This window comes from Egicoccus sp. AB-alg6-2 (assembly GCF_041821025.1).
Taxonomy (GTDB): domain Bacteria; phylum Actinomycetota; class Nitriliruptoria; order Nitriliruptorales; family Nitriliruptoraceae; genus Egicoccus.
Genome location: NZ_JBGUAY010000007.1, coordinates 196439 through 216090 on the forward strand (window position 1 = coordinate 196439; position 19652 = coordinate 216090).

At 73.2% G+C, this 19652-nt stretch carries 16 protein-coding genes; 7 read left to right on the forward strand and 9 right to left on the reverse strand.

Annotated elements, in window-relative coordinates:
* Positions 1-996 (forward strand): Gfo/Idh/MocA family protein, encoded by a 996-nt coding sequence (locus ACERMF_RS14540; RefSeq protein ID WP_373669832.1) that lies wholly within the window; start codon positions 1-3, stop codon positions 994-996.
* A 5-nt stretch (positions 997-1001) separates the two neighbouring features.
* Here ACERMF_RS14540 and ACERMF_RS14545 read toward each other — a convergent pair whose 3' ends face one another.
* Complete coding sequence (locus tag ACERMF_RS14545; protein ID WP_373669833.1) at positions 1002-1838, reverse strand: hypothetical protein; 837 nt, start codon at positions 1836-1838, stop codon at positions 1002-1004.
* Between the two features lie 972 nt (positions 1839-2810).
* Between ACERMF_RS14545 and ACERMF_RS14550 the strand changes: the two genes are divergently transcribed.
* On the forward strand, positions 2811-3683 hold the full coding sequence (locus ACERMF_RS14550) for a hypothetical protein (RefSeq protein ID WP_373669834.1): 873 nt from the start codon (positions 2811-2813) through the stop codon (positions 3681-3683).
* A gap of 42 nt (positions 3684-3725) precedes the next feature.
* Here the strand turns inward: ACERMF_RS14550 and ACERMF_RS14555 are convergent, their stop codons facing one another.
* Together ACERMF_RS14555 and ACERMF_RS14560 are read right to left on the reverse strand one after the other, a co-directional pair.
* Positions 3726-5258, reverse strand: a complete 1533-nt coding sequence (locus ACERMF_RS14555) for a phytoene desaturase family protein (RefSeq protein ID WP_373669835.1) — start codon at positions 5256-5258, stop codon at positions 3726-3728.
* Positions 5255-6403, reverse strand: coding sequence for a hypothetical protein (locus ACERMF_RS14560; RefSeq protein WP_373669836.1), 1149 nt, complete (start codon positions 6401-6403; stop codon positions 5255-5257). The genes ACERMF_RS14555 and ACERMF_RS14560 overlap by 4 nt, the downstream gene beginning before the upstream one ends.
* A gap of 413 nt (positions 6404-6816) precedes the next feature.
* On the opposite strand from ACERMF_RS14560, the gene ACERMF_RS14565 reads away from it, so the two are divergent.
* On the forward strand, positions 6817-7854 hold the full coding sequence (locus ACERMF_RS14565) for an aldose epimerase family protein (protein WP_373669837.1): 1038 nt from the start codon (positions 6817-6819) through the stop codon (positions 7852-7854).
* A gap of 18 nt (positions 7855-7872) precedes the next feature.
* On the opposite strand, the gene ACERMF_RS14570 is transcribed toward ACERMF_RS14565, so the two are convergent.
* Complete coding sequence (locus ACERMF_RS14570; protein ID WP_373669838.1) at positions 7873-8493, reverse strand: CAP domain-containing protein; 621 nt, start codon at positions 8491-8493, stop codon at positions 7873-7875.
* Positions 8494-8774: 281 nt separating this feature from the next.
* On the opposite strand from ACERMF_RS14570, the gene ACERMF_RS14575 reads away from it, so the two are divergent.
* On the forward strand, positions 8775-9929 hold the full coding sequence (locus tag ACERMF_RS14575) for an alcohol dehydrogenase catalytic domain-containing protein (protein WP_373669839.1): 1155 nt from the start codon (positions 8775-8777) through the stop codon (positions 9927-9929).
* A gap of 21 nt (positions 9930-9950) precedes the next feature.
* Here ACERMF_RS14575 and ACERMF_RS14580 read toward each other — a convergent pair whose 3' ends face one another.
* Complete coding sequence (locus ACERMF_RS14580; RefSeq protein WP_373669840.1) at positions 9951-11216, reverse strand: HD-GYP domain-containing protein; 1266 nt, start codon at positions 11214-11216, stop codon at positions 9951-9953.
* 151 nt (positions 11217-11367) lie between these two features.
* Here ACERMF_RS14580 and ACERMF_RS14585 point away from each other — a divergent pair, with 151 nt between their 5' ends.
* A complete protein-coding gene (locus ACERMF_RS14585; RefSeq protein ID WP_373669841.1) occupies positions 11368-13017 on the forward strand; it encodes an SIR2 family protein in 1650 nt (549 codons plus the stop codon).
* Between the two features lie 27 nt (positions 13018-13044).
* Positions 13045-13812 carry an SDR family NAD(P)-dependent oxidoreductase gene (locus tag ACERMF_RS14590; RefSeq protein ID WP_373669842.1) on the forward strand — a complete coding sequence of 256 codons (768 nt, stop codon included), beginning with the start codon at positions 13045-13047 and terminating at the stop codon, positions 13810-13812.
* Positions 13813-13831: 19 nt separating this feature from the next.
* Here ACERMF_RS14590 and ACERMF_RS14595 read toward each other — a convergent pair whose 3' ends face one another.
* Genes ACERMF_RS14595 through ACERMF_RS14610 form a run of 4 tightly spaced genes read right to left on the reverse strand, consistent with a single transcriptional unit; the run spans position 13832 to position 18676 of the window.
* The gene (locus tag ACERMF_RS14595) at positions 13832-14401 is read right to left on the reverse strand and encodes a nucleoside triphosphate pyrophosphatase (protein ID WP_373669914.1); all 570 of its coding nucleotides are present in this window, start codon (positions 14399-14401) and stop codon (positions 13832-13834) included.
* A 49-nt stretch (positions 14402-14450) separates the two neighbouring features.
* Positions 14451-15632, reverse strand: a complete 1182-nt coding sequence (dusB, locus tag ACERMF_RS14600) for a tRNA dihydrouridine synthase DusB (protein ID WP_373669843.1) — start codon at positions 15630-15632, stop codon at positions 14451-14453.
* A 24-nt stretch (positions 15633-15656) separates the two neighbouring features.
* Entirely contained in the window at positions 15657-16295 is a 639-nt protein-coding gene (locus ACERMF_RS14605; protein ID WP_373669844.1) for a TetR/AcrR family transcriptional regulator, read from the reverse strand.
* A complete protein-coding gene (locus tag ACERMF_RS14610) occupies positions 16292-18676 on the reverse strand; it encodes an MMPL family transporter (RefSeq protein WP_373669845.1) in 2385 nt (794 codons plus the stop codon). Before ACERMF_RS14610 ends, ACERMF_RS14605 begins: the two co-directional genes overlap by 4 nt.
* 160 nt (positions 18677-18836) lie before the next feature.
* On the opposite strand from ACERMF_RS14610, the gene ACERMF_RS14615 reads away from it, so the two are divergent.
* Positions 18837-19652 carry an SGNH/GDSL hydrolase family protein gene (locus ACERMF_RS14615; protein WP_373669846.1) on the forward strand — a complete coding sequence of 272 codons (816 nt, stop codon included), beginning with the start codon at positions 18837-18839 and terminating at the stop codon, positions 19650-19652.

The following is a 19652-nucleotide window of genomic DNA, read 5'->3' on the forward strand; positions in this document are numbered from 1 at the left end:
ATGACCGTGCGCTGGGGCATCCTGGGAACCGGCGGGATCGCCCGCAAGATGGTCGCGGCGGTTCGGGCGCGGGGTGGCGAGGTGGTCGCGGTCGCCTCGGGTGATGCCGCGCGGGCCCGCGCGTTCGCCGACGAGCAGAACGTCGCGTCCGCCTACGGGCGTCACCACGACCTGCTCGCGCGCCCCGAGGACGTCGACGTCGTCTACGTCGCCACGACCAACGACCGTCACCACCTCGATGCCATGGCGTGTGTGGAGGCCGGGGTCCCGGTGCTGGTCGAGAAGCCGTTCGCGTTGGACCTCGAGCGGGCCGAGGCCGTGGTGGCCGCGGCGCGCACCGCGGGAACGTTCGTGATGGAGGCGATGTGGATGCGCTTCCAGCCCGGCTTCGTCGAGGCCGAACGCCGTGTCGCCGCGGGGCAGGTCGGCGAGCCGTTGCTGGTCCAGGCCGACTTCGGCATCGCGGCGCTGCCCGACACCGACCGGCGCTGGTTCTCGCGCGAACTCGGCGGCGGCGCCCTTCTCGACGTCGGGATCTATCCGCTCACGTTCGTGACCTCGGTGCTCGGCACCCCGACCCGGGCGGCGGCGCTCGGCACCCTCGCGGACACGGGCGTGGACGCGACCGTCAGCGTCGCGATGCGCCACGGGCAGGAGCGGCTGTCGTCGTGGTCGTGCTCGTTCGTCGCCGACACGGGGGTGGAGGCCACCGTCGCAGGCAGGGAAGGCAGCCTCCGCCTGCACGGACCCTTCCATGCCGGCGGGCGCCTGAGCCTGCGCCGCGGCAGCACGGTGGTCGAGGAGCACGCACTCGAGGGCCCGGAGAACGGGTTCGAACACGAGGTCGACGAGGTGGTGCACTGCATCGAGGGTGGGCGTTCGCAGAGCGAGCGGATGCCGTTGGCGCTCACGCTCACGACCATGCGGTGGCTGGACGAACTGCGTCGCCAGGTCGGGGTCGTCTACCCGCACGAGGACGGGTCGGGGACCGTCTGACGGACTCAGGCAGCCGGGGGAGGGTCGGGCTCGTCGGGTTCGACCGGGGCGCGCAACTCGGTGAACCCGACGTTGTGCCGCCGTCGTTGCAGTTCGAGCAGTGCGAGCGCGAGCGTGAGCGCGCTGGCGGCGGCCAGCGCGGCCGGCACGACCATGCCTTCGGTCGCGGTCGGGCCGAGCGCGAGGTCGGCGAACTGGCACGCCTCGCCCCGCCCCGCGCCCGGGCGGTCGTCGGCCGTCGGTGGGTCGACCGCGGGGCCGGCGTCGGTGGTGAGCACGTGCACGGTCAGCACGAGGTCCCCGCCGCGGTCCCCGGGCTGACAGGCGGCGGCGACCGCGATGCTGGTGGCATCGCGGTCGAGCAGGGCGGCGCCGTGCTCGTTGGCGAGCCAGCCGGCGACGGCTTCGCCGCTGCGGGTCCCCGTGCCCAGCCGGACGAACAGCTCGCGGGCAGCGGTCGCCGCGTAGGCGTCGAGCAGGCCGTCGTCGGGAGCGAGGTCGCGCAGACGCGCCTCGTTCGCGGTGCGGGCATGGTCGTCGGCGACCAGGTCCAACAGCGGCAGGCTCCGGGCGCGGCGCTCGCTGTTGACGTACGCCGCGACGTCCTCGGCGATGCGACGCTCGAGGTCGGGGTCGTAGGCGGGGACGGTCTCGTCGGTGGTGGCGGAGGGCTCCGAGACGTCGACGGTGTGGGTCTCGAATGCGACCGCGCGTGCGCGTCCGCCGCCCAGGATCGCGGTCATGCCCACCACCGCCACCAGCACGGCGCCGAGCAACGCCAGTCCGAGACGCGAGCCGGCATGCCCCTGGGGGCCCGGCGGGCTGGCTGGTCGTTTCGTCATCGGTCCGGCAGGCTCGGTGGCGACGTGCGGGCGCGGATGGTGCCTCCGCAGCGTCCGCCGAATCGGCGCGGCCTGCCCGGACGCAACGCTGTCGAACGGACGAGCACCGCCACGGTTGTCGGCCTGACCCCCGCTGGACGGCCACGAGCCCGCCGGCGACCGGCTGGCACCGGGCGGGGTGTGGGGCGCGTGCATGCGAACAGCCCCGGTGCCTGCAGGCCACCGGGGCTGTTCGCTTCGCATCAGGCGCTTCTGGAGTACCTGACACCCGACCGGTCACCGCTCCGAGGAACAGCCACCGTCCGGCACCGGGTTCCGCGGTCGCCGCCCTCTCGGGCGGGGTGCTTCCACCGGTCGGTGGTCGGCATCCACATCCCCGAGGGGATGCGCGCGGCCTTCCACCTGGCACCGTCCGCTGCGGCGTCGGTACGACTCTCGGCCAGGCGCAGTGGCCTTCGAGCCGGTGACCCGACCGCTTCGTTCGCTGCCTCGGCGCCCGAGCCCTGCGGCCCGTACGCCTCGGGCGGCAACGCCCGCTGCTGCCTCGTCACCTGTGGTGGCGCACCCTTGCGGGTCCGTCACCCACCACGAGGTCCTGCACCGGCTCCCGTGGCGTCCGACCGGGGATTCCGCAGTTCGTTCCCGACCGGCAGAAGGGACCGTAGAGGTCCGGGCTGGACGGTGTCCAGAGGTGCAGCAGAACCCACAGCGAAATCACAGCCTGTCCACGGCTTGTCCCCAGCTTGTCCCCGGAACCTGTGCGATCAGGCGCACGGTGGAGCCGCGTCAGCGCGCTGTGGACGTCCTGTGGACGTCGCTGTGGACCCACGAGCCGGCCCGCCGCGGGTCCGTTCTGCGGCCCGCGGGACTTCCATCAGCGGGGGCGGCCACCCCGGTTGCGCGCGCGGGTGGCGCTACGGTCGGACGTGGCGACGTCGGTGCCCCGCGCCGACCGCACCGGTGGAGGCGATCGTGAGCAGCAACGAAGGTCCCGACGAGTTCGCGACCCGTCGCGTCCCGCGTCCCGATGCGCCGCCCCCGCCCGACGCCACGCGTCGGGTCGAGCGCGCCGACGAGCTCCCGCCCGACGCGACGCAGCGGATCGACCCCGCGGCGCTCGACAACGAGCGCACCCGGGCCACCGGTGCGCGCGAGCCGCTGTCCTACGAGCAGCCCTGGTACGGCGACACCGGGGACACGGCCAGGCCCTACGACGAGGTGGACGCCGAGGAGGAAGCGGCCGCCGCCGAGGAGGCGCAGCGCCTCGCCGAGGAGGAGCGCAAGGAGCGCCGCCGCCGCGACCTCCTGCTCGGCCTGGTCGGCGCGCTCGTCGGCTTCGCCCTCGCCTTCGTCATCGTCGCGCTCGCGACCAGCGGCGACGAGGACCAGCCCGTCGAGGCCGCCGACGAACAGGTGAGCGCGCTCGAGGCCGACCTCGACGAGCGCGAGGCGCGGATCGCCGAACTCGAGGCACAGCTCGCCGAGGCCGAGGCCGCCGCGGGGGACCGTGACGAGGACGTCGCCGCCCAGCAGGCCGCGCTGGACGAGCGCTCCGAACAGCTCAACCGACGCGGCGAGCAACTCGACGAGCGTGAACGCAGCCTCAACGACCGCGCCCAGCAGCTCGACCAGCGCGAACGCGAACTGCAACAGCGCGAGCAGGAGGCGGACCAGGCGCCCGCCGAACCCGACCAGGGCACCGACCCCGGCACCGACCCGGGGCCCGAGGGCGAAGGGGACGGCGGCGTGAACCTGCCCGACCTGCCGGACCTGCCCGACAGCGAGCAGGTCGACAACTTCGTCGAGCGCATCCTCGAAGGCATACGCGGCCTCTTCGGTGGTTGACCGCGCCGGTCGGACGCCCGCCCGACCGGCGCCGCCCGACCGTCACAGCCAGCGGCGGACGCGGCCCTCGGCCAGCGCGAGCCGTGCGGCGGCGTGGCCGCACGCGCCGTGGACGGCGCCGCCGGGGAACGTCGCGGCCGAGCCGAGGTAGAGGCCCTCGACCGGGGTGCGGTACGGCGACAGGCCTGGCACGGGCCGGAAGATGAGCTGGTCGATGGCGTAGGACCCGCCGCCGACGTCCCCGCCCGGGAGGTTGTCGTTGCGGGCTTCGAGGTCGTCGGGGCCCATGACGTGGCGGGCCAGGACGCGGTCGGCGAAGCCGGGAGCGAAGCGCTCGATCTGCTCGGTGACCCGGTCGGCGAACGCGTCGACCCCACCTGGGTCGAAGCGGTAGGTCTGCGGGACCCGGGTGTAGGCCCAGGCCGTGTGCTTCCCGTCGGGCGCGCGGGTGGGGTCGGCGACGGTCTGCTGCCCGAACAGCAGGAAGGGACGGTCCGGCAGTCGGCCGGCGCCGACCTCGCGTTGCGCGTCGACGAGGTCGTCGAGGTGGCCGCCGACATGGACGGTGCCGGCGGCACGTGCCTCCTCGGCGGTCCACGGGGTCGGGCCGTCGAGGGCCCAGTCGACCTTCACGGTGGCCGGCCCGTAGCGGTAGCGCCCGAGACGGGCGCGGTAGCTGCTCCCGAGCGCGTCGCCCGCCAGGGCCATCAGGCCGGCCGGAAGGACGTCGGCGACCACGACGTTGGCGCGCAGCCGTTCGCCGTCGGCGAGTTCGACGCCCGCGGTCCGGCCTCCCGCGGTGACGACGCGCTGGACGCGACTGCTGACACGCAGTTCACCGCCGAGGTGCTCGAAGTAGCCGGCCAACGCGTCGGCCAGCCGTTGCGCACCACCACGGGGGGAGGGCCACCCGACGGCGTGGCCCAGCAGCTGCAGGTAGGTGCCCGTGATCGCGCTGCCGGCGTCGTCGGCGGCGACGTCGCCGTGCAGGCACGACCCGGCGAGCCAGGCCTGGGCCCGTGGTCCGGCGAAGAGTTCGGTCGCGAAGGTGCGTGCGGAGGCCAACACGACCCTGGCGAACTCGAGCGAGCCCTGCAACCCGTGACGGGCCAGGAGCCCGGCCGGCCCGACGATGGGGAACCAGCCGCCGATGAGGGTGCGCCGCAGTTGTGGGAACACCTCCAGCAACGGGGCCGCGAACTGCTCCCACGCGGCGCCGTCGCCGGGCCGCGAGGCGTCCAGGGACGCGGCCGTGCGCTCGAGCGACTGGTGCAGGGCGACCGCGTCGCCGTCGGGGAACGGGTGCGCCATCGACACCGCCGGCTGGACCCACTCGAGGCCGAAGTCGGCCAGCGGCCAGCGCGCGAACACCGGCGAGGCGATGCCCGCGGGGTAGACGCTGGAGAACGTGTCGTGCTGGAAGCCCGGCAGGGTCAGTTCCTGGGTCCGTACGGCGCCGCCGGGGGCGTCGGCGGCCTCGCAGAGCACGACGTCCCGGCCGGCCTCGGCGAGCGTGATCGCGGCGGCGAGCCCGTTCGGGCCGGCACCGACGACGATGGCGTCGTAGCGGTTCATGCGTGCGCGTCCTGGTCCGCGACGGCCCCGGCGAGCTGGTGGAGGACCGACTCCTCGGATTGTCCCATGCCCCAGAAGGCGTGCTGGCTGTGGCGGCCCATGCCGGCGTAGAGCCGGTCGAGATGCCAGTCGAGCGGGTCCCAGTTCCCGATGGCGCGGACCCAGGCCTGGCCCTCGGAGGTGAACACCAGCAGCCGGTTGCGGGCGCGGCCGAGGAAGTGGCCGGCGTGCGTGGTCAACTCGATCAGCGCGACCCCCTGCGCGCCTTCGGGCAGGGGTCGGGGATCGAAGGGCGTGTAACGGGCGAACGTGTCGTTGAGACGCTCGAGGTGGAGCGTGAGGGCGTCGCCGGCGGTCAGCACCTCGGTGACGGTCACGTAGGCGCGCAGCAGCAGCGGCACCGGCCCGACCGGTTCGCCGACGACCTCGATCTCGAAGGTCTGACCCTCGAGCCCGCCGGAGCGCACCGGGGTGAACCGGCCCAGCTCAGAGCCGTAGTCGGGCCACGTCTCCGGGCGCAGCAGCAGCTCGACGGCGATCTCGGCCGCCGACGCGTCCCCGAGCCGCACCGGGGGATAGGTGTGCCAGGTCTGCTCGGCCGCGGCGGCCTGTGGCGGGGTGATGCCGCCGAGCTTGGCGTGGTCGAGGCGGAGTTCGGGCAGGTACGCGTCGCGGTCGGCGGGCTCGGGAAACGCAATGCCGTAGGCCCGCCGGACCGGGTCGTGCCACGCGTCGAGGAACCAGTCGCCGAACAGACGCGCCGCTCCCTCGTGCAGCTGTTGGGTGTTGAGCGTCCCCCGCGGGCTGTCGGCGTCGTCGACGAACCGTTCCCGACCGAAGGCGCGGTGGAAGGCGGTGACGTCGGCGGCGTGCAGACGGCCGGCCCCCGTGCGGTGCCAGCGGGTGGTGAGGATGCCGAACGCCAGTCGCAGGTCCGCGGTCGTGCGCTCCGCCGGGTCACGGCGGTAGTAGGCGGCGTTGAGGAAGTCGGTGACCCATCCGGCCGCGCTCGGTCCGGCGATCGAGGTGCCGCTCATGCCGGCGAACCGGGCAGTCGGCAGCCGACGTAGCCCGCGGGCCACCAGGACGCCGCCGGTGGCGGCGAGGGCGAGCTTGCCGAACGACGGCGTGGTTGGCGACGACACGGAGGACCTCGATCGGTGGACAGGACGCAGTGCCTGGCGCCCCACGCTAGACCCGCAGCCCCGACGCCTCGGCGCCGTGCCCGGCCGCCCGACCGGTGCCATCCGCGCACGTCGGCGTGCACCGGTGACGAGCGCGGGGAGCGAAGGCCCCGAGCGGGGGCCGGTGGCGGGGCAGCCACCGACCCCCCGGGATCGGACCCGACTTCGGGCGCACGTGACCGGGACGTGCCCGTGCACCGGGGGCCCTCGCGAGCGCCGCTGCCGCATCGGTGTGCGGGGCGCTCCATGGAGGGGTTCGTCGCCGCCGGCCCAGGCTCCTGCCCGCCTCCCGGAAAGTTCGTAGAGTCGCGGACCCGGTGAGGCGTGGACGGGGCGTCCGCCTCCCACTTCCGCCACCCCCCAGGAGCCATCTCGTGACCGCCACGGACTTCGGAACCACCCCTGACGGCCGTTCCACCCGCCGGTTCCGCCTCGTCGGCGCTGGCCTCGAGGTGGACGTCACGGATTTCGGGGCCACCATCGTCGCCGTGCGCGCACCGGACCGTGACGGGCGGTCAGCTGACATCGCGCTGGGGCACGACCGCGTCGACGGCTACGCCGACCCGGCCAACCCGCACCTGGGAGTCACGGTCGGTCGGGTCGCCAACCGCATCGGCGGCGCCACGTTCGTCCTCGACGGCACGACCTACCGGCTGGCCGCCAACCACGGGCCCCACCACCTGCACGGCGGTGAGGAGCGCGCCTTCGACCGGGTCGTCTGGGAGGTCGCCGACGTCGGCGACGACCGGCTCGAGCTCACCCACACCTCGCCCGACGGCGACGAGGGCTACCCCGGGCAACTGGAGGTCCGCGCGGTCTTCGAGGTGGTCGGCAATCGGCTCGAGGTGACCTACCACGCCACCAGCGACGCACGCACGCCCGTCAACATGACCAACCACGCCTACTTCAACCTCGCCGGCGACCCGGTCACCGAGATCGGGGACCACCGGGTGCAGGTCCTCGCCGAGCGCTACACCCCGACCGACGACGAACTGATCCCGACGGGCGAGATCGCCGAGGTGGCCGGCACGCCCCTCGACCTGCGCGAGCCGACCCGCCTCGGCGACCGGCTACCGCAGCTGACCCAACCGCCTGCGGGCGGCTTCGACCACAACTTCGTGCTCGGCGACGGCACGGGTGAGGTCCGTCTGGCGGCACGCGTGACCGAACCGACCACCGGGCGCACCCTGGAGGTGCACACCGACCAGGCAGCGGTGCAGTTCTACAGCGGCAACATGCTCGACGGCTCGGTCGTCGGGCGCGCTGGCGTGCCCTACCCCGTCCACACCGCGTTCTGTCTCGAGCCGCAGGGCTATCCGGACGCGGTCAACCAGCCCGACTTCCCCTCGATCATCCTCGAGCCGGGCCAGGCGTACCGTCACCGCACCCACTACGTCTTCGGTGCGGCCTGACGCGCGGCCCGGACGGCCTCAGCCGAAGGGGAACAGCCGCTCCGTGCGCGGACAGGCGATGCCGCCGTCGCGACGCACGATCGGCTCGGCGGGTGGCATGGCCGGCTCCGCCGACACGGCCGCGCCGCGCCCCACCCCGAACACCTGCGTCGCCCACATCCGCCCGTCGGCACGGCACACGATCCCCACGCCCATCGCCGTGAACTCCGGCAGCAGGATGTTGGCGCGGTGGCCGTCGGACTCCATCCAACCGACGTGCAGCTCGGCGGTGTCCCGCTGCCCCATCGCGATGTTCTCGCCGGCGGCGATGAAGTCCGGGTGGGCCAGATAGCGCTCGGGGGAGTGCTCGTACACCTCCTCGATCATCGTCACCGACCAGTTCCCGGCCAGCGTCGCCAAACCGTGGTGCCACACCAGCGGCGGAAGGTCGCGTGCCGCCCGCTCGTCGTTGACGCGGTTGAACACGTCCATCGCCATCGCGGCGTTGTCGGCGGGCTGGCTCCAGCCCAGCTGCTCGGACTGGCGAGCCAGCGTGATGGGATCCGGCGGATCGGAAGGGGCGGGGAGCGCGTCTCCGGCGAACCACAGGCCCAAGACGACCACCATGAGGGGCAGGTAGCGCCGTGCGCCCGCGGGCATCGAGGGCCGGCCACGGCGGCGACGGCGCGGGCCACGGCCCCGGGACGACCGCACGGCTGTTCCCGGTGGCGGCCGTAGCTGCTCCACCCGGATCGACCACTGGTCGGTTTGCTCCACCGCTCTTCCTCGGCTACTGCCCGTTCCCCCGCGCTCCTGGCTGGCCTATCGGCACGTCCGTGGTCCGACTTGACCACTTCGGACCAGTCCGGCGCTCCGAACCGGTGGTCCCTGCGGTGGTCGCGGCCCTAGGGTGCGCGCGTCGCCGGCGAGGGAGACCCGGGATGCGAACGCGTGCTGCCGTGCTGGTTGCGACGGATCGGTCGCGGCCGTACGTCGACAGCCGACCGTTGGAGATCCACGACCTCGACCTGGCGCCGCCCCGGGCGGGCGAACTGCTCGTGCGCGTCCAGGCCGCTGGCCTGTGTCACTCGGACCTGTCGGTGGTGGACGGCAACCGCCCACGTCCGACGCCGATGGTGCTCGGGCACGAGGCGGCCGGCGAGGTGCTCGAGGTGGGCGCGGGCGTGACCGACGTGCACGCCGGCGACCACGTCGTGTTGGTGTTCGTGCCCCGCTGCGGCAGCTGCGCCGAGTGTGCCGCCGGCCGACCGGCACTGTGCGAGCGGGCAGCCGCGGCCAACACCGCCGGGGCGTTGCTGCGCGGTGGGCGCCGATGGGGCCACCTCGACGGCGTCGAGGTGCATCACCACCTCGGGGTCTCCGCCTTCGCCGAACACGTCGTCGTCGACCGCGGCTCGGTCGTGGTCGTGCCCGACGACGTGCCGTTCGCGACCGCGGCACTGTTCGGCTGCGCGCTGCTGACCGGCGCCGGCGCGGTGCTCTCGACCGCGCAGGTCCGGCCGGGGGAGTCGGTGGCGGTGTTCGGCCTGGGCGGCGTCGGGCTCTCGGCGGTGCTCGGCGCGGTCGTGGCCGGCGCCCACCCGGTCGTCGCGATCGATCCGGTGCCGGCCAAGCAACGGCTCGCGCGCGAACTCGGCGCCACCCACACGTTCGGTCCGCCCGGCCCCGACACCGGCGGCGACGTCGTCGAGCTGGTCCGTGAGGCGGTGCCCGGCGGCGTCCGCCACGCCTTCGAGGCCGTCGGCTCGGCGAAGGTGCTCGCCGACGCGTGGGCCGTCACCCGCCGCGGCGGCACGACGGTCGCCATCGGACTGCCGCACCCGAGCCAGCAGCTGACCGTCTCCGCCGCCCAGCTGGTCGGTGAGGCCCGCACGCTGACGGGCAGCTACCTCGGCGGGGCGGTGCCGCAGCGCGACATCCCGGCCCTGATCGCGTTGTGGCGGGCAGGACGCCTTCCGGTGGACCGCATCCACAGCGCGTCGCTGGCACTCGAGGACCTCAACCAGGCGCTCGACGACCTCGCTGAGGGCCACACGGTCCGCCAGGTGGTGCATCCCGCCGGACTGCCGACCTGACCGCGTTCGGCGACGGCGACGTCACCGGGCCCGACTGGCACGACCCGCCCGCGCATCCCGCCCTCGCAGATGCGGGGGGAGGTCCTCGTCGGTGAGCGACATCAACGTCAGGTCGGGCACGTCGCGGGTGTCGAGCTCCACGGGATCCGTCATCTGCTCGCCCCTGGCGTCGAGGACGAGGCGGATGCAGGGCTCGTCGACGCTGGTGAACGGCACCGACGTCACCACCCCGCGGTAGCCGGCCCACCGGCTCCCGAACTGGATCTCGACCCAGGTGCCGACCGGATAGCTCGGCACGAGCCGTCGCAGCCAGCCGACGATCTCCTTGTTGAGATGCTTGCCGGCCATCTGCGACAACGTGGCGGCGATCTGGTCCGAGGGCATCGCCCGCCGGTAGGGCCGGTCGGAGGCGAGGGCGCTGTAGACATCGGCGACGGCGCCGATCTCCGCGATCAGCAGCATCCTGCCGGCCCCGACCCGCTCGTGCATCGTGCGCGAGCCGATCTGGTTGTCGCCGACGAGGCCGCGGGGATAGCCGCCACCGCTCTGCTTCTCGTGGTGCTGGTAGGCGACGTGCGCCGGCAAGAGGCTCTTGAACGGCATCCGACGCAGCAGCTCGAAGCCGAGGTAGGGGTGCTGCTGGATGACGGCGAACTCGTCGGGGGTGAGCTTGCCGGCCTTGTCCAGGATGGTGTGGTCGATGTAGGTCTTGCCGATGTCGTGCATCAGGCAGCCCAGGGCGAGCTCGCGCAGACGGTCGTAGGGCATCTGCAGCCGCCGGCCGAGCAGGACCCCGACGACCGCCACGTCCACGGAGTGTTCGAAGGTGTACGAGCTGTGCGTCTTGAGGGACTCCAGCCCGGCGGCGCTGTCGCTCTCGAGCACCTCGCTGATGAGGTACTCGATGTCGGAGTACAGCTCGGCGATCGCCTTCTGCCCCCTGGTGTCGAGTTCGAGCGGCTGCTCCCCGAGCCGGTCGACCATGCCGGGCACGCCGCCGGGACCGCTGCCCCGTTCCTCCGCCACCATCGCGATGCTGGTGAAGGTCGTCGCCACGTGGCCGGTGATGGTGGCGCGGACCTGTTCGCTGACGAGGTCGTTGGGCACCACGTCGTCGGCGAGGCCGTCGCGGATGTAGACCGACATCAGTCCGCGCTTGCGGAGCGCGCGGATGTAGGCCGCGTTCAGTCGGGTCCCCGCGGTCAGCAGGGGACGACCGCCGTCGTCGTAGATGGTCTTGGCCAGGACCTCGCCCGGAGCGAGCCCTTCCAACGAGTGGCGGTACATGTCACTCCACAGGAGGTTGACACGGGGGGACGGTCGTCTGCCCCGGCACGGGATCGCCGGCCGGTCGGCAGAACCGGTGTCCCTGTCGGCCGTGATGCCGGGGTCCTGAAGCCCTCGGCCGCAGTAGCTTCGATGATTCGGAGGGGGACCGATGCGCGAACCTGGTCACGTGTTCATCGCTCGCGGTGATCTGACGCAGTTGGCGTGCGACGCGGTCCTCGTGCCGACCACCATCGACCTGTCGGTGACCGGTGCCTGGCGAACCCTGGTGGGGACCCCGCCGGCCGCTCCCGCCTCCTGGCCCGACGAGCCGCTGTTGCTCGACGTCGAGGCCGACGCGCAGCCCGGACGTCCCCGGGTCTGGCTGGCGGCGACCGCCGGCCTGCACCGGAAAGGAGCGGGAGACGACGCCGTCGCTCGCACGCTCGAGGTACTGCTCGAGCGGGTCGACGCCTTCCTCGTGCAGGCCGCCGCCGTGGCCGGCGCTGCTTCGGGCCGATCGCGGCCCCTGGTCGGCCTGCCCGTCGTCGGCACCGGCGAGCACGGGCTCGGTACCCGTCCCGGCGCCGTGGTCAGCGCACTGCTCGAGCGTCTCGACGGCGTCGTCGACGAGCTCGGCATCGACGTCGTGGTCGTGGCCTGGTCGGCGACCACCGAGGCGTTGTGTCGGCACTGGCGCCGGCGCCTGTGGCAGCGCCGCGCCGGAACCGGCTACGCCGAGGAGGTCTTCGGTCGCTGGCGCCAGGGACGGGTCGTGGACGGCCACGTCCGCGAGGTGCCCGCGGCCGGGTCGCTCCAGCAGCTGCACGGACGCGCCGCCCGCGGCCGGCTCGTGCCCTTCTTCGGATCGGGGGTCAGCCGTGCGGCAGGTCAACCCGACTGGGCCGCGCTGCTCGACGAGCTCGCGCCGCCCGGTGCGGCGCAGCTGTTCCGGCAGTTGTCGGCCCAGGACCAGCTGCACATGGCCGATCCCTTCGCCCGCGCGCAGGTGATCGCCAACCTCGATCCCGGTGGCGGGGCGGCGTTGCGCCAGCGGCTCGACGAGCGGCTCGCGGTCGAACGGCTGTCCCTGCTCCACGTCGAGCTGGCCAACATCGGTGCGCGGGACGCGATCACGACCAACTACGACCGCGGCTACGAGCGTGCGTGCGAGGCAACCGGTGCGTCGGTCTCGATCGTGCCGCGTCCGGGCGGTGGGCGTCGGCTGGTGAAGCTGCACGGCAGCCTCGGCGACGAAGGAGGCGACCCCCTGCTGACCCGCACGCAGCTGCTGGACTTCGGGGCTGAGCGCGGTGCGCTGGCCGGCGTGCTGCAGATGTTGCTGCTGACCAACCACCTCGTGTTCGTGGGCTACAGCATGTCGGACCCCTCGTTGCACGGTGTGGTCCACGCCGTGCAACGGGCGCTGGAGCGGGAACGGACCGCCGACGCGCCGGTCATGGCGACGTCGTTGCAGGTCCATGCGAGCCCGGCCCTGGCTGCGCTGTGGGACGGGACGGTCGACGTGCTGTGGCCCGACGGGCGGGACTTTCCCGACGAGGCGGCACGTGTGCGGCAGAAGGAGATCCTGCTCGACCTGCTGGCCGACGCCGCCAGCCGGGCGACCGTCCCGCTGCTGGCGATGGACGGCGAGGCCGCCGAGCTCGACCTCGGCCCCGACGAACGTGAGCTGCGCGCCGCGCTGTGCACGCTCGCCGACGCCTACCACCGCCACGAGCCGCGCACGGCGCTGTGGGATCCGGTCGGCCGCCTGCTGGAGCGCTACGGCGACCCCGGGCTGAGCGGCGACACGTCCCGCTAGCGTCGCCCGTCGACGACAGGAGACGTGATGGACGGCCAGGCGTTCGAAGGTCGGGTGGTGCTCGTCACCGGCGGCTCGCGCGGCATCGGCCGTGCGGTGTGTCGTCGGTTCGCAGCGGCTGGTGCGCGAGTCGTCGTCCACTACCGCGCCGATGCGCAGGCAGCCGACGAGACCGTCGGCTCCCTCGCCGGCGAGGGCCACGTCGCACTGGCCGCCGACCTCGCCGACCCGGCCGCCGTCGCCGCGTTGGTGGCCGGCGCGGTCGATCACGCCGGCCGCCTCGACGTGGTGGTCAACAACGCCGGCATCTTCGAGGAGCACCGCATCACCGCGGTCGACTACGACGGCTGGCAGGCCGCGTGGCGACGGACCATCGCGACCAATCTGCTGGGCCCGGCCAACCTGATCCACCAGGCGGTGCCGCACCTGGTGGCCGCCGGTGGAGGTCGCATCGTGAACGTCTCCTCTCGTGGGGCGTTCCGCGGCGAGCCCGACCATCCGGCCTACGGCGCGTCCAAGGCGGGGCTCAACAGCCTCGGCCAGTCGTTGGCGCAGGCGCTGGCACCCCACGGCATCTACGTCACCACGGTCGCGCCGGGATTCGTCGAGACCGACATGGCCGCCGCCCACCTGCAGGGACCCGACGGGGACGCCGTGCGCGCACAGTCGCCGCTGGGGAGGGCCGCCGACCCCGACGAGATCGCACGGCTGGTCGTGTTCCTCGCCACGCCCGGGACCGAGTACGCGACCGGCGCGATCGTCGATGCCAACGGCGCGAGCTACCTGCGGACCTGACCCGTCCGAACGTCGCGTGTCAGGACCCGGGCGCGAGCACGTCCATGCCGACCAGGCGCAGCAGTGCGACGGTCTCGGCCAGCGGCAACCCGACGACGTTGGTGTCCGAACCCTCGAGGTGTGCCACCAGGGCCGCGCCTGCACCCTGCAGGCCGTAAGCGCCGGCCTTGTCGAAGGGCTCGCCGGTGTCGAGGTACCACGCGATCTCGCGGTCGGTGAGGTCGCGGAACACCACCGTGGTGCGCACGACGTCGACGTGCACGAGTGCGCCCTTGCGGGTCGCCACCCCCGTCAGGACCTCGTGGGCGCGGCCGGACAGCGCGCGCAGCATGGCCTGCGCGTCGGCACGGTCGCTCGGCTTGCCGAGCACGGCGCCGTCGAGCACCACCTCGGTGTCGGCCGCGACGACGACCTCGCCGTCGCCCGCCTCGGCGGCCATGGCCTTCAGCGCCGCCAGGCGGCGCACCAGGTCGGCGGGGGTCTCCGCGTCGTGGGGCGTCTCGTCGACATCGGAGGGCCGGATCTCGGGTCTCAGGCCGAGACGCTCCAGGAGCGCGGCGCGACGTGGGCTGCCGGAGGCCAGCACCAGCCCTCCCGTCGCCGGAGCGGCGGCGGGTGCCGGCGAATCGGCCGCCCGGTCAACCACCGGAGACCAGGGCGGCGGCGCCGGCGTCGAGGCGTCCGCCGTGGACGCGGGAGTCGAGCCAGCCCTGCGGCAGGTTGGGGCGTTTGGGCTTGTCGGTGTGGCCGCGGGGCTGACGGCGGACGGCCTCGTCGAAGGGCACCCGACGGTCGAGTCCCGCCAGCCGGTCGCCCAACTCGTCGAGCGAAGCGACCTGGTTGAGCGCGCGACGCAGCTCACCGCCCACGGGGAAGCCCTGCAGGTACCAGCCCGGGTGCTTGCGGAACTCACGGATGCCGACGTCGGGGCCCAGCATCTGCACCAGCAGTTCCGCATGCTCGACGAGCAGGTCGCACACCTGCCCGAGATCCGGCGGGGCGGGGATCGGCCGACCGGCGAAGGCGGCCTGCAGGTCGCGGAACAGCCACGGGCGCCCGAGGCAGCCGCGGCCGACCACCACGCCGGCGCACCCGGTCCGTGCGACCATGCGCAGGGCGTCGGCCGCCTCCCAGATGTCGCCGTTGCCGAGGACCGGCACCTCGGGGACGTGCTCGACCAGGCGGCCGATCGCGCTCCAGTCCGCGGGTGGTCCGTAGCGTTCCTCGGTGGTCCGCCCGTGCAGGGTGATGGCAGCCACGCCGAGATCGGCGGCGATGCGGCCGGCCTCGAGGTAGGTGAGATGGTCCTCGTCGATGCCCTTGCGCAGTTTGACGGTGACCGGGACGTCGCCGGCGCTGCGGATGGTGGCCGCGATGATGGCGGCGTACAGGTCCGTGCGCCATGGCAGGGCCGAGCCGCCACCGTGGCGGGTCACCTTCGGCGCGGGACAGCCGAAGTTGAGGTCGAGGTGGTCGATCTCCCCACGCTCGACCAGCAGAGACGTGGCCGCGGCGGCGTCATCGGGGTCGATGGTGTAGAGCTGGATCGACCGGGGTGTCTCGCCGGGCGCGAACGTCGCCTTCCACTGCGAGGTGGCACTGCCCTCGACCAGGCCGCGGGCGCCGATCATCTCGGAGACGTAGAGCCCGTCGCCGTAGCGACGGCACAGGGTCCGGAACGGGGCGTTGGTGACTCCCGCCATGGGTGCCAGGACGACCGGCGGCCACACCGACAGCCCACCGAGCTCGAGCGGTGCGACGGCCGGCGCGTCGGGGCGGGAGGTGGAGGCGGGGGAGGTGGGGGCGGGGGAGGTGGACATGGGCGCAGACGGTACCGGGCGACGTCAGCGCAGCAGGGCGTGCAGCACCTGGTCGAGGACGGCCGTCTTGCGGCTGCGGACGTCGATGTCTGGCACGTACTCCTGCTTGAACGTCGCCAACTCGACGAACCCGTGCACGGTCGACCACAGCATCAGTGCGGCGGTCTGGGGGTCGTCGACGGCGAAGACACCGTCCTCGATGCCCCGGCTGATCACGCCGAGCAGCGCGTCCAACGACTGACGGCCCTGCAACTGCATCGGGTCGACGCCCTCGGGGATGGAGATCGCGCCGCCGAACAGGATGGCGTAGTGCTCCGGGTTCGCCAGTCCCCAGTCGATGTAGGCGTGGCCGAGCAGGTACAGCTGTTCGATCGCGGTCGCGTCCGGTCCGGCCTCGGTCAGCGCAGCGACCACGGCCTCCGTGAAGGCGTTGAAACGCCGGTCGCAGACGGCGAAGAACAGCTCCTCCTTGGTGTCGAAGTGGAGATAGATGGCCGGTGGGGTGACCCCGACCTTCTTCGCAATCGCGCGCATGGAGACCGCGTCGGGGCGGCCGTGCTGCAGCAGCAGCGACTCGGCGGCGTCCATGACCTCGACACGCAGACGCTCGCCCTCTCCACGTCGGGCGCGGTGGGGGCGAGCGGCGGCGGGGGAGTCGGTCACACCGGGGTTGGTACCACATCGGGCGTCGTGGCCGCGGACGGCGGATCCAGCCGGACGTGCTCACTGATCCCGAAGCGCTCGTGCAGCCGACGCAGCGGCGCCGGGGCCCACCAGTTGGCGCCACCGGCGAGACGCATGAACGCGGGTACCAGGGTGGCGCGGACCAGGAAGGCGTCGACGAGGACCGCCAAGGCCATGCCGATCCCGAACAGCTGCATGAACGACACCCGACTGACCGCGAACGCGATGAACACCACGCCGATCAGCAGGGCGGCGGCGGTGACGATCCGTCCGGTCTTCTCCAGCCCCATCGCGACCGCGCCGGCGTTGTCGCGGCCGCGGTCGTGCTCCTCCTTGATGCGTGAGAGCAGGAACACCTCGTAGTCCATCGACAGGCCGAACGCGATGCAGAACATCAGCACCGGCATCGTGGTCACGATCGTCCCGGTCGGCGTGAAGCCGAGCAGCCCGGCGAGGTGGCCGTCCTGGAACACCCAGACCATGGCGCCGAAGGTGGCCGACAGGCTCAGCAGGTTGAGCACGATCGCCTTGACGGGAACGAGGATCGAGCCGAACTGCAGGAACAGCACCACGAACGTGATCGCGGCGATCAGCGCCAGGGCGAGCGGCAGCCGGTCGACCAGGCCCGCCTTGCCGTCGACGAGCTCCGCGGACGCCCCACCGACGAGGACCTCGAACGGGGCGTCGAGCGCCCGGACCTCGGCCACCAGCACCTCGCCGTCGGGCGAGACCGGCTCCACCGAGGGGATCACCGACAGGTAGGTCGCGTCCGCGGCGACCAGACGCTGCGCCAGCGGGGTGGGTGGCGCGACCCGGGTCCCCGCCAGATAGGTGCCGGTCGCGGCGTCGACACGCGCCACGCCCGCCAGCGCCGACACGGTGCGCGCGTAACCGTCGAGGCCGTCGGCCACGACCGGGTCGGTGACGTCGACCCGGTCGGCGACCACGGTCAGCGCGCCGGACTCCGAGGTGTCGAACGCCTCGCGGAGCGTGTCGCCGACCGTGCGCGCCTCCGAGCCGGGCTGGAGCACGCGGTCGTCGGGGAAGCCGAGCTGAATGCCCAGGAAGGGTGCGCCGACGAACACCAGCAGTGCGATGACGGTCGTGGCGACCGGGATCGGGCGCCGCATCACGGTGGTGGCGATGCGGTGCCAGACGCCTTCTCCCTCGGTGAGCGTGCGGACCCTGCGGACACGCAGCCGGTCGACGTTGCGGCCCACCACGGCGAGCAGGGCCGGCAGCAGCACGACGGCGCCGATGGCGGCCAGTGCGACCACCGCGATGCCGGCGTAGGCGAACGAGCGCAGGAACGCGATCCGAAACACCAGCAGCGCGGCGAGCGACGAGGCGACGGTGGCCGCGCTGACGATCACGGTTCGCCCGGCGGTCGCGACGGTCCGGCGGATCGCTTCGGGGACCTCGAACCCGAGCGCGAGTTCCTCGCGGTAGCGCGACACGACCAGCAGCGCGTAGTCGATCGCGAGCCCGAGCCCGATCGCGGTGGTGAAGTTGAGGGCGAAGATCGACACCTCGGCGAAGCCGGTGACCACCCGTAGCACGAGGAAGGTGCCGAGGATCGCGAACCCGCCGATGGCCAGCGGCAGCAGCCCGGCGACGACGCTGCCGAAGACCAGCACCAGCAGCACGAGGGTGATCGGCAGCGCGATCATCTCGGCCGTGAACAGGTCCTCCTCGACGGTCTCGGTGATCGTGGTGAAGGTGACGGCCTGGCCGCCCACATCGACGCCGAGCCCGTCGAAGGTGCCGTCGTAGCTGGCGTGCAGGCGCGCACCGGTGTGTTGGCTGGCGTTGCCGTCACCCTCGATGCGGGCGAGCACGAGCGCCTGGGTGCCGTCGGTGCTGCGCAACGGGGGGACGTTGCCGAGGGTCCAGTACGACACCACCTCTGCGACCCCCTCCTCGGCGGCCAGCGCGGTGACCAGGCGCTGCGCGGCGGCGGCCACCTCGGGGTGGTCCACCAGCGCCGAGCCCGGCATCGTGCCGGGTCCGCTCCGGTCGTCGCCGGTCGCGGCGGTCGGCTCCGCGTTCGCGGCCACGGCGGGCGACGCGGCGAGGTCGGTGGCGTCGACGACGACGACGAGGTTGGGCACGCCGCCTTTGAAGCGGTCCGCGAGCAGGTCGGCGGCCCGCGAGGACTCGGCCTGCGGGTCGTCGAAGCCGCCGGCGGACAAGCGACTCGCGACGTCGCCGCCCACCATGCCGGCGACCGCGAGCAGCGCCAGGGTGACCGCGAGCACCTGCCAGCGGTGTCGGACCACGAACAGGTCGGGCCGCACGCCGCCGGGCGCGTCGGAACGGAGCGGGCCCTGCTCGGCGAGGGTGGAATCGGAAGGGCGCATCGTGGTTCTCCGGTGGTGCCGCTGCGGTGGCGGGGGATCCTTGTGAACGACGTTCACTTAACGATGATCACTTAACACCGGTAACCACAGCGTTGTCAAGGGCTTCCCGGGTCGGTCCAGCCGCTAGCGTTCCGGCCCGCGTTCGTCCGAGGAGTTGACCGTGTCGTCCTACCGTCGGTTCGTGGCCCTGGGCGATTCCTTCACCGAGGGACTGTTCGACGAGCTCGGTCTCGACGGCCGACACCTCGGCTGGGCCGATCGACTCGCCGAGGCACTGGCGCTCCTCGCCGCCCGGGACGACGACGGCGCGCTGCAGTACGCCAACCTCGCGGTCCGTGGCCGACTGCTGGACGGAGTGGTGGAGGAGCAGGTGCCGGCGGCCCTGGCGCTGGAGCCGGACCTGGTCTCGTTCCACGCCGGCGGCAACGACGTGCTGCGCCCGAAGGTCGCGATCGAGGACCTCGTGCGCCGCTACGAGCATGCCGTCGGCCGGCTGCGCGCCAGCGGGGCCGAGGTGGTGTTGTTCACGGCGCTGGAGCGGGCCGGCGGCAGCGGGCGGCTGGCCGACAACCTCGCACGCCGGTTCGCCATCTTCAACGCCGGCGTCCGGCGGACCGCCGCGCGTCATGGAGCCGTGGTGGCCGACGTCGGCGGCGAACCGGCCCTGCAGGATCGCCGGATGTGGCACGAAGACCGGCTGCACCTGCAACCGGAGGGACACCGGCGCGTGGCAGCCGCCGTCCTCGAAGCGTTGGGCGTTGAGGACGAGGCACTGCTCGGCGGCGAGGCCGGCTGGTGGCGCGAGCCGCTCGGCGCAGCCGGCGCGGCGCCCCGGCGCCACGTCATCGCCGGGGACGTCCGGTGGGTCCGCCGGCACCTGTTGCCCTGGGTGGGTCGGCGGCTGCGCGGGGTCTCCAGCGGCGATGCGGTGGCGTGCAAACGTCCCGAGCTGATGGAGCTCCGGCTCCACGGCTGA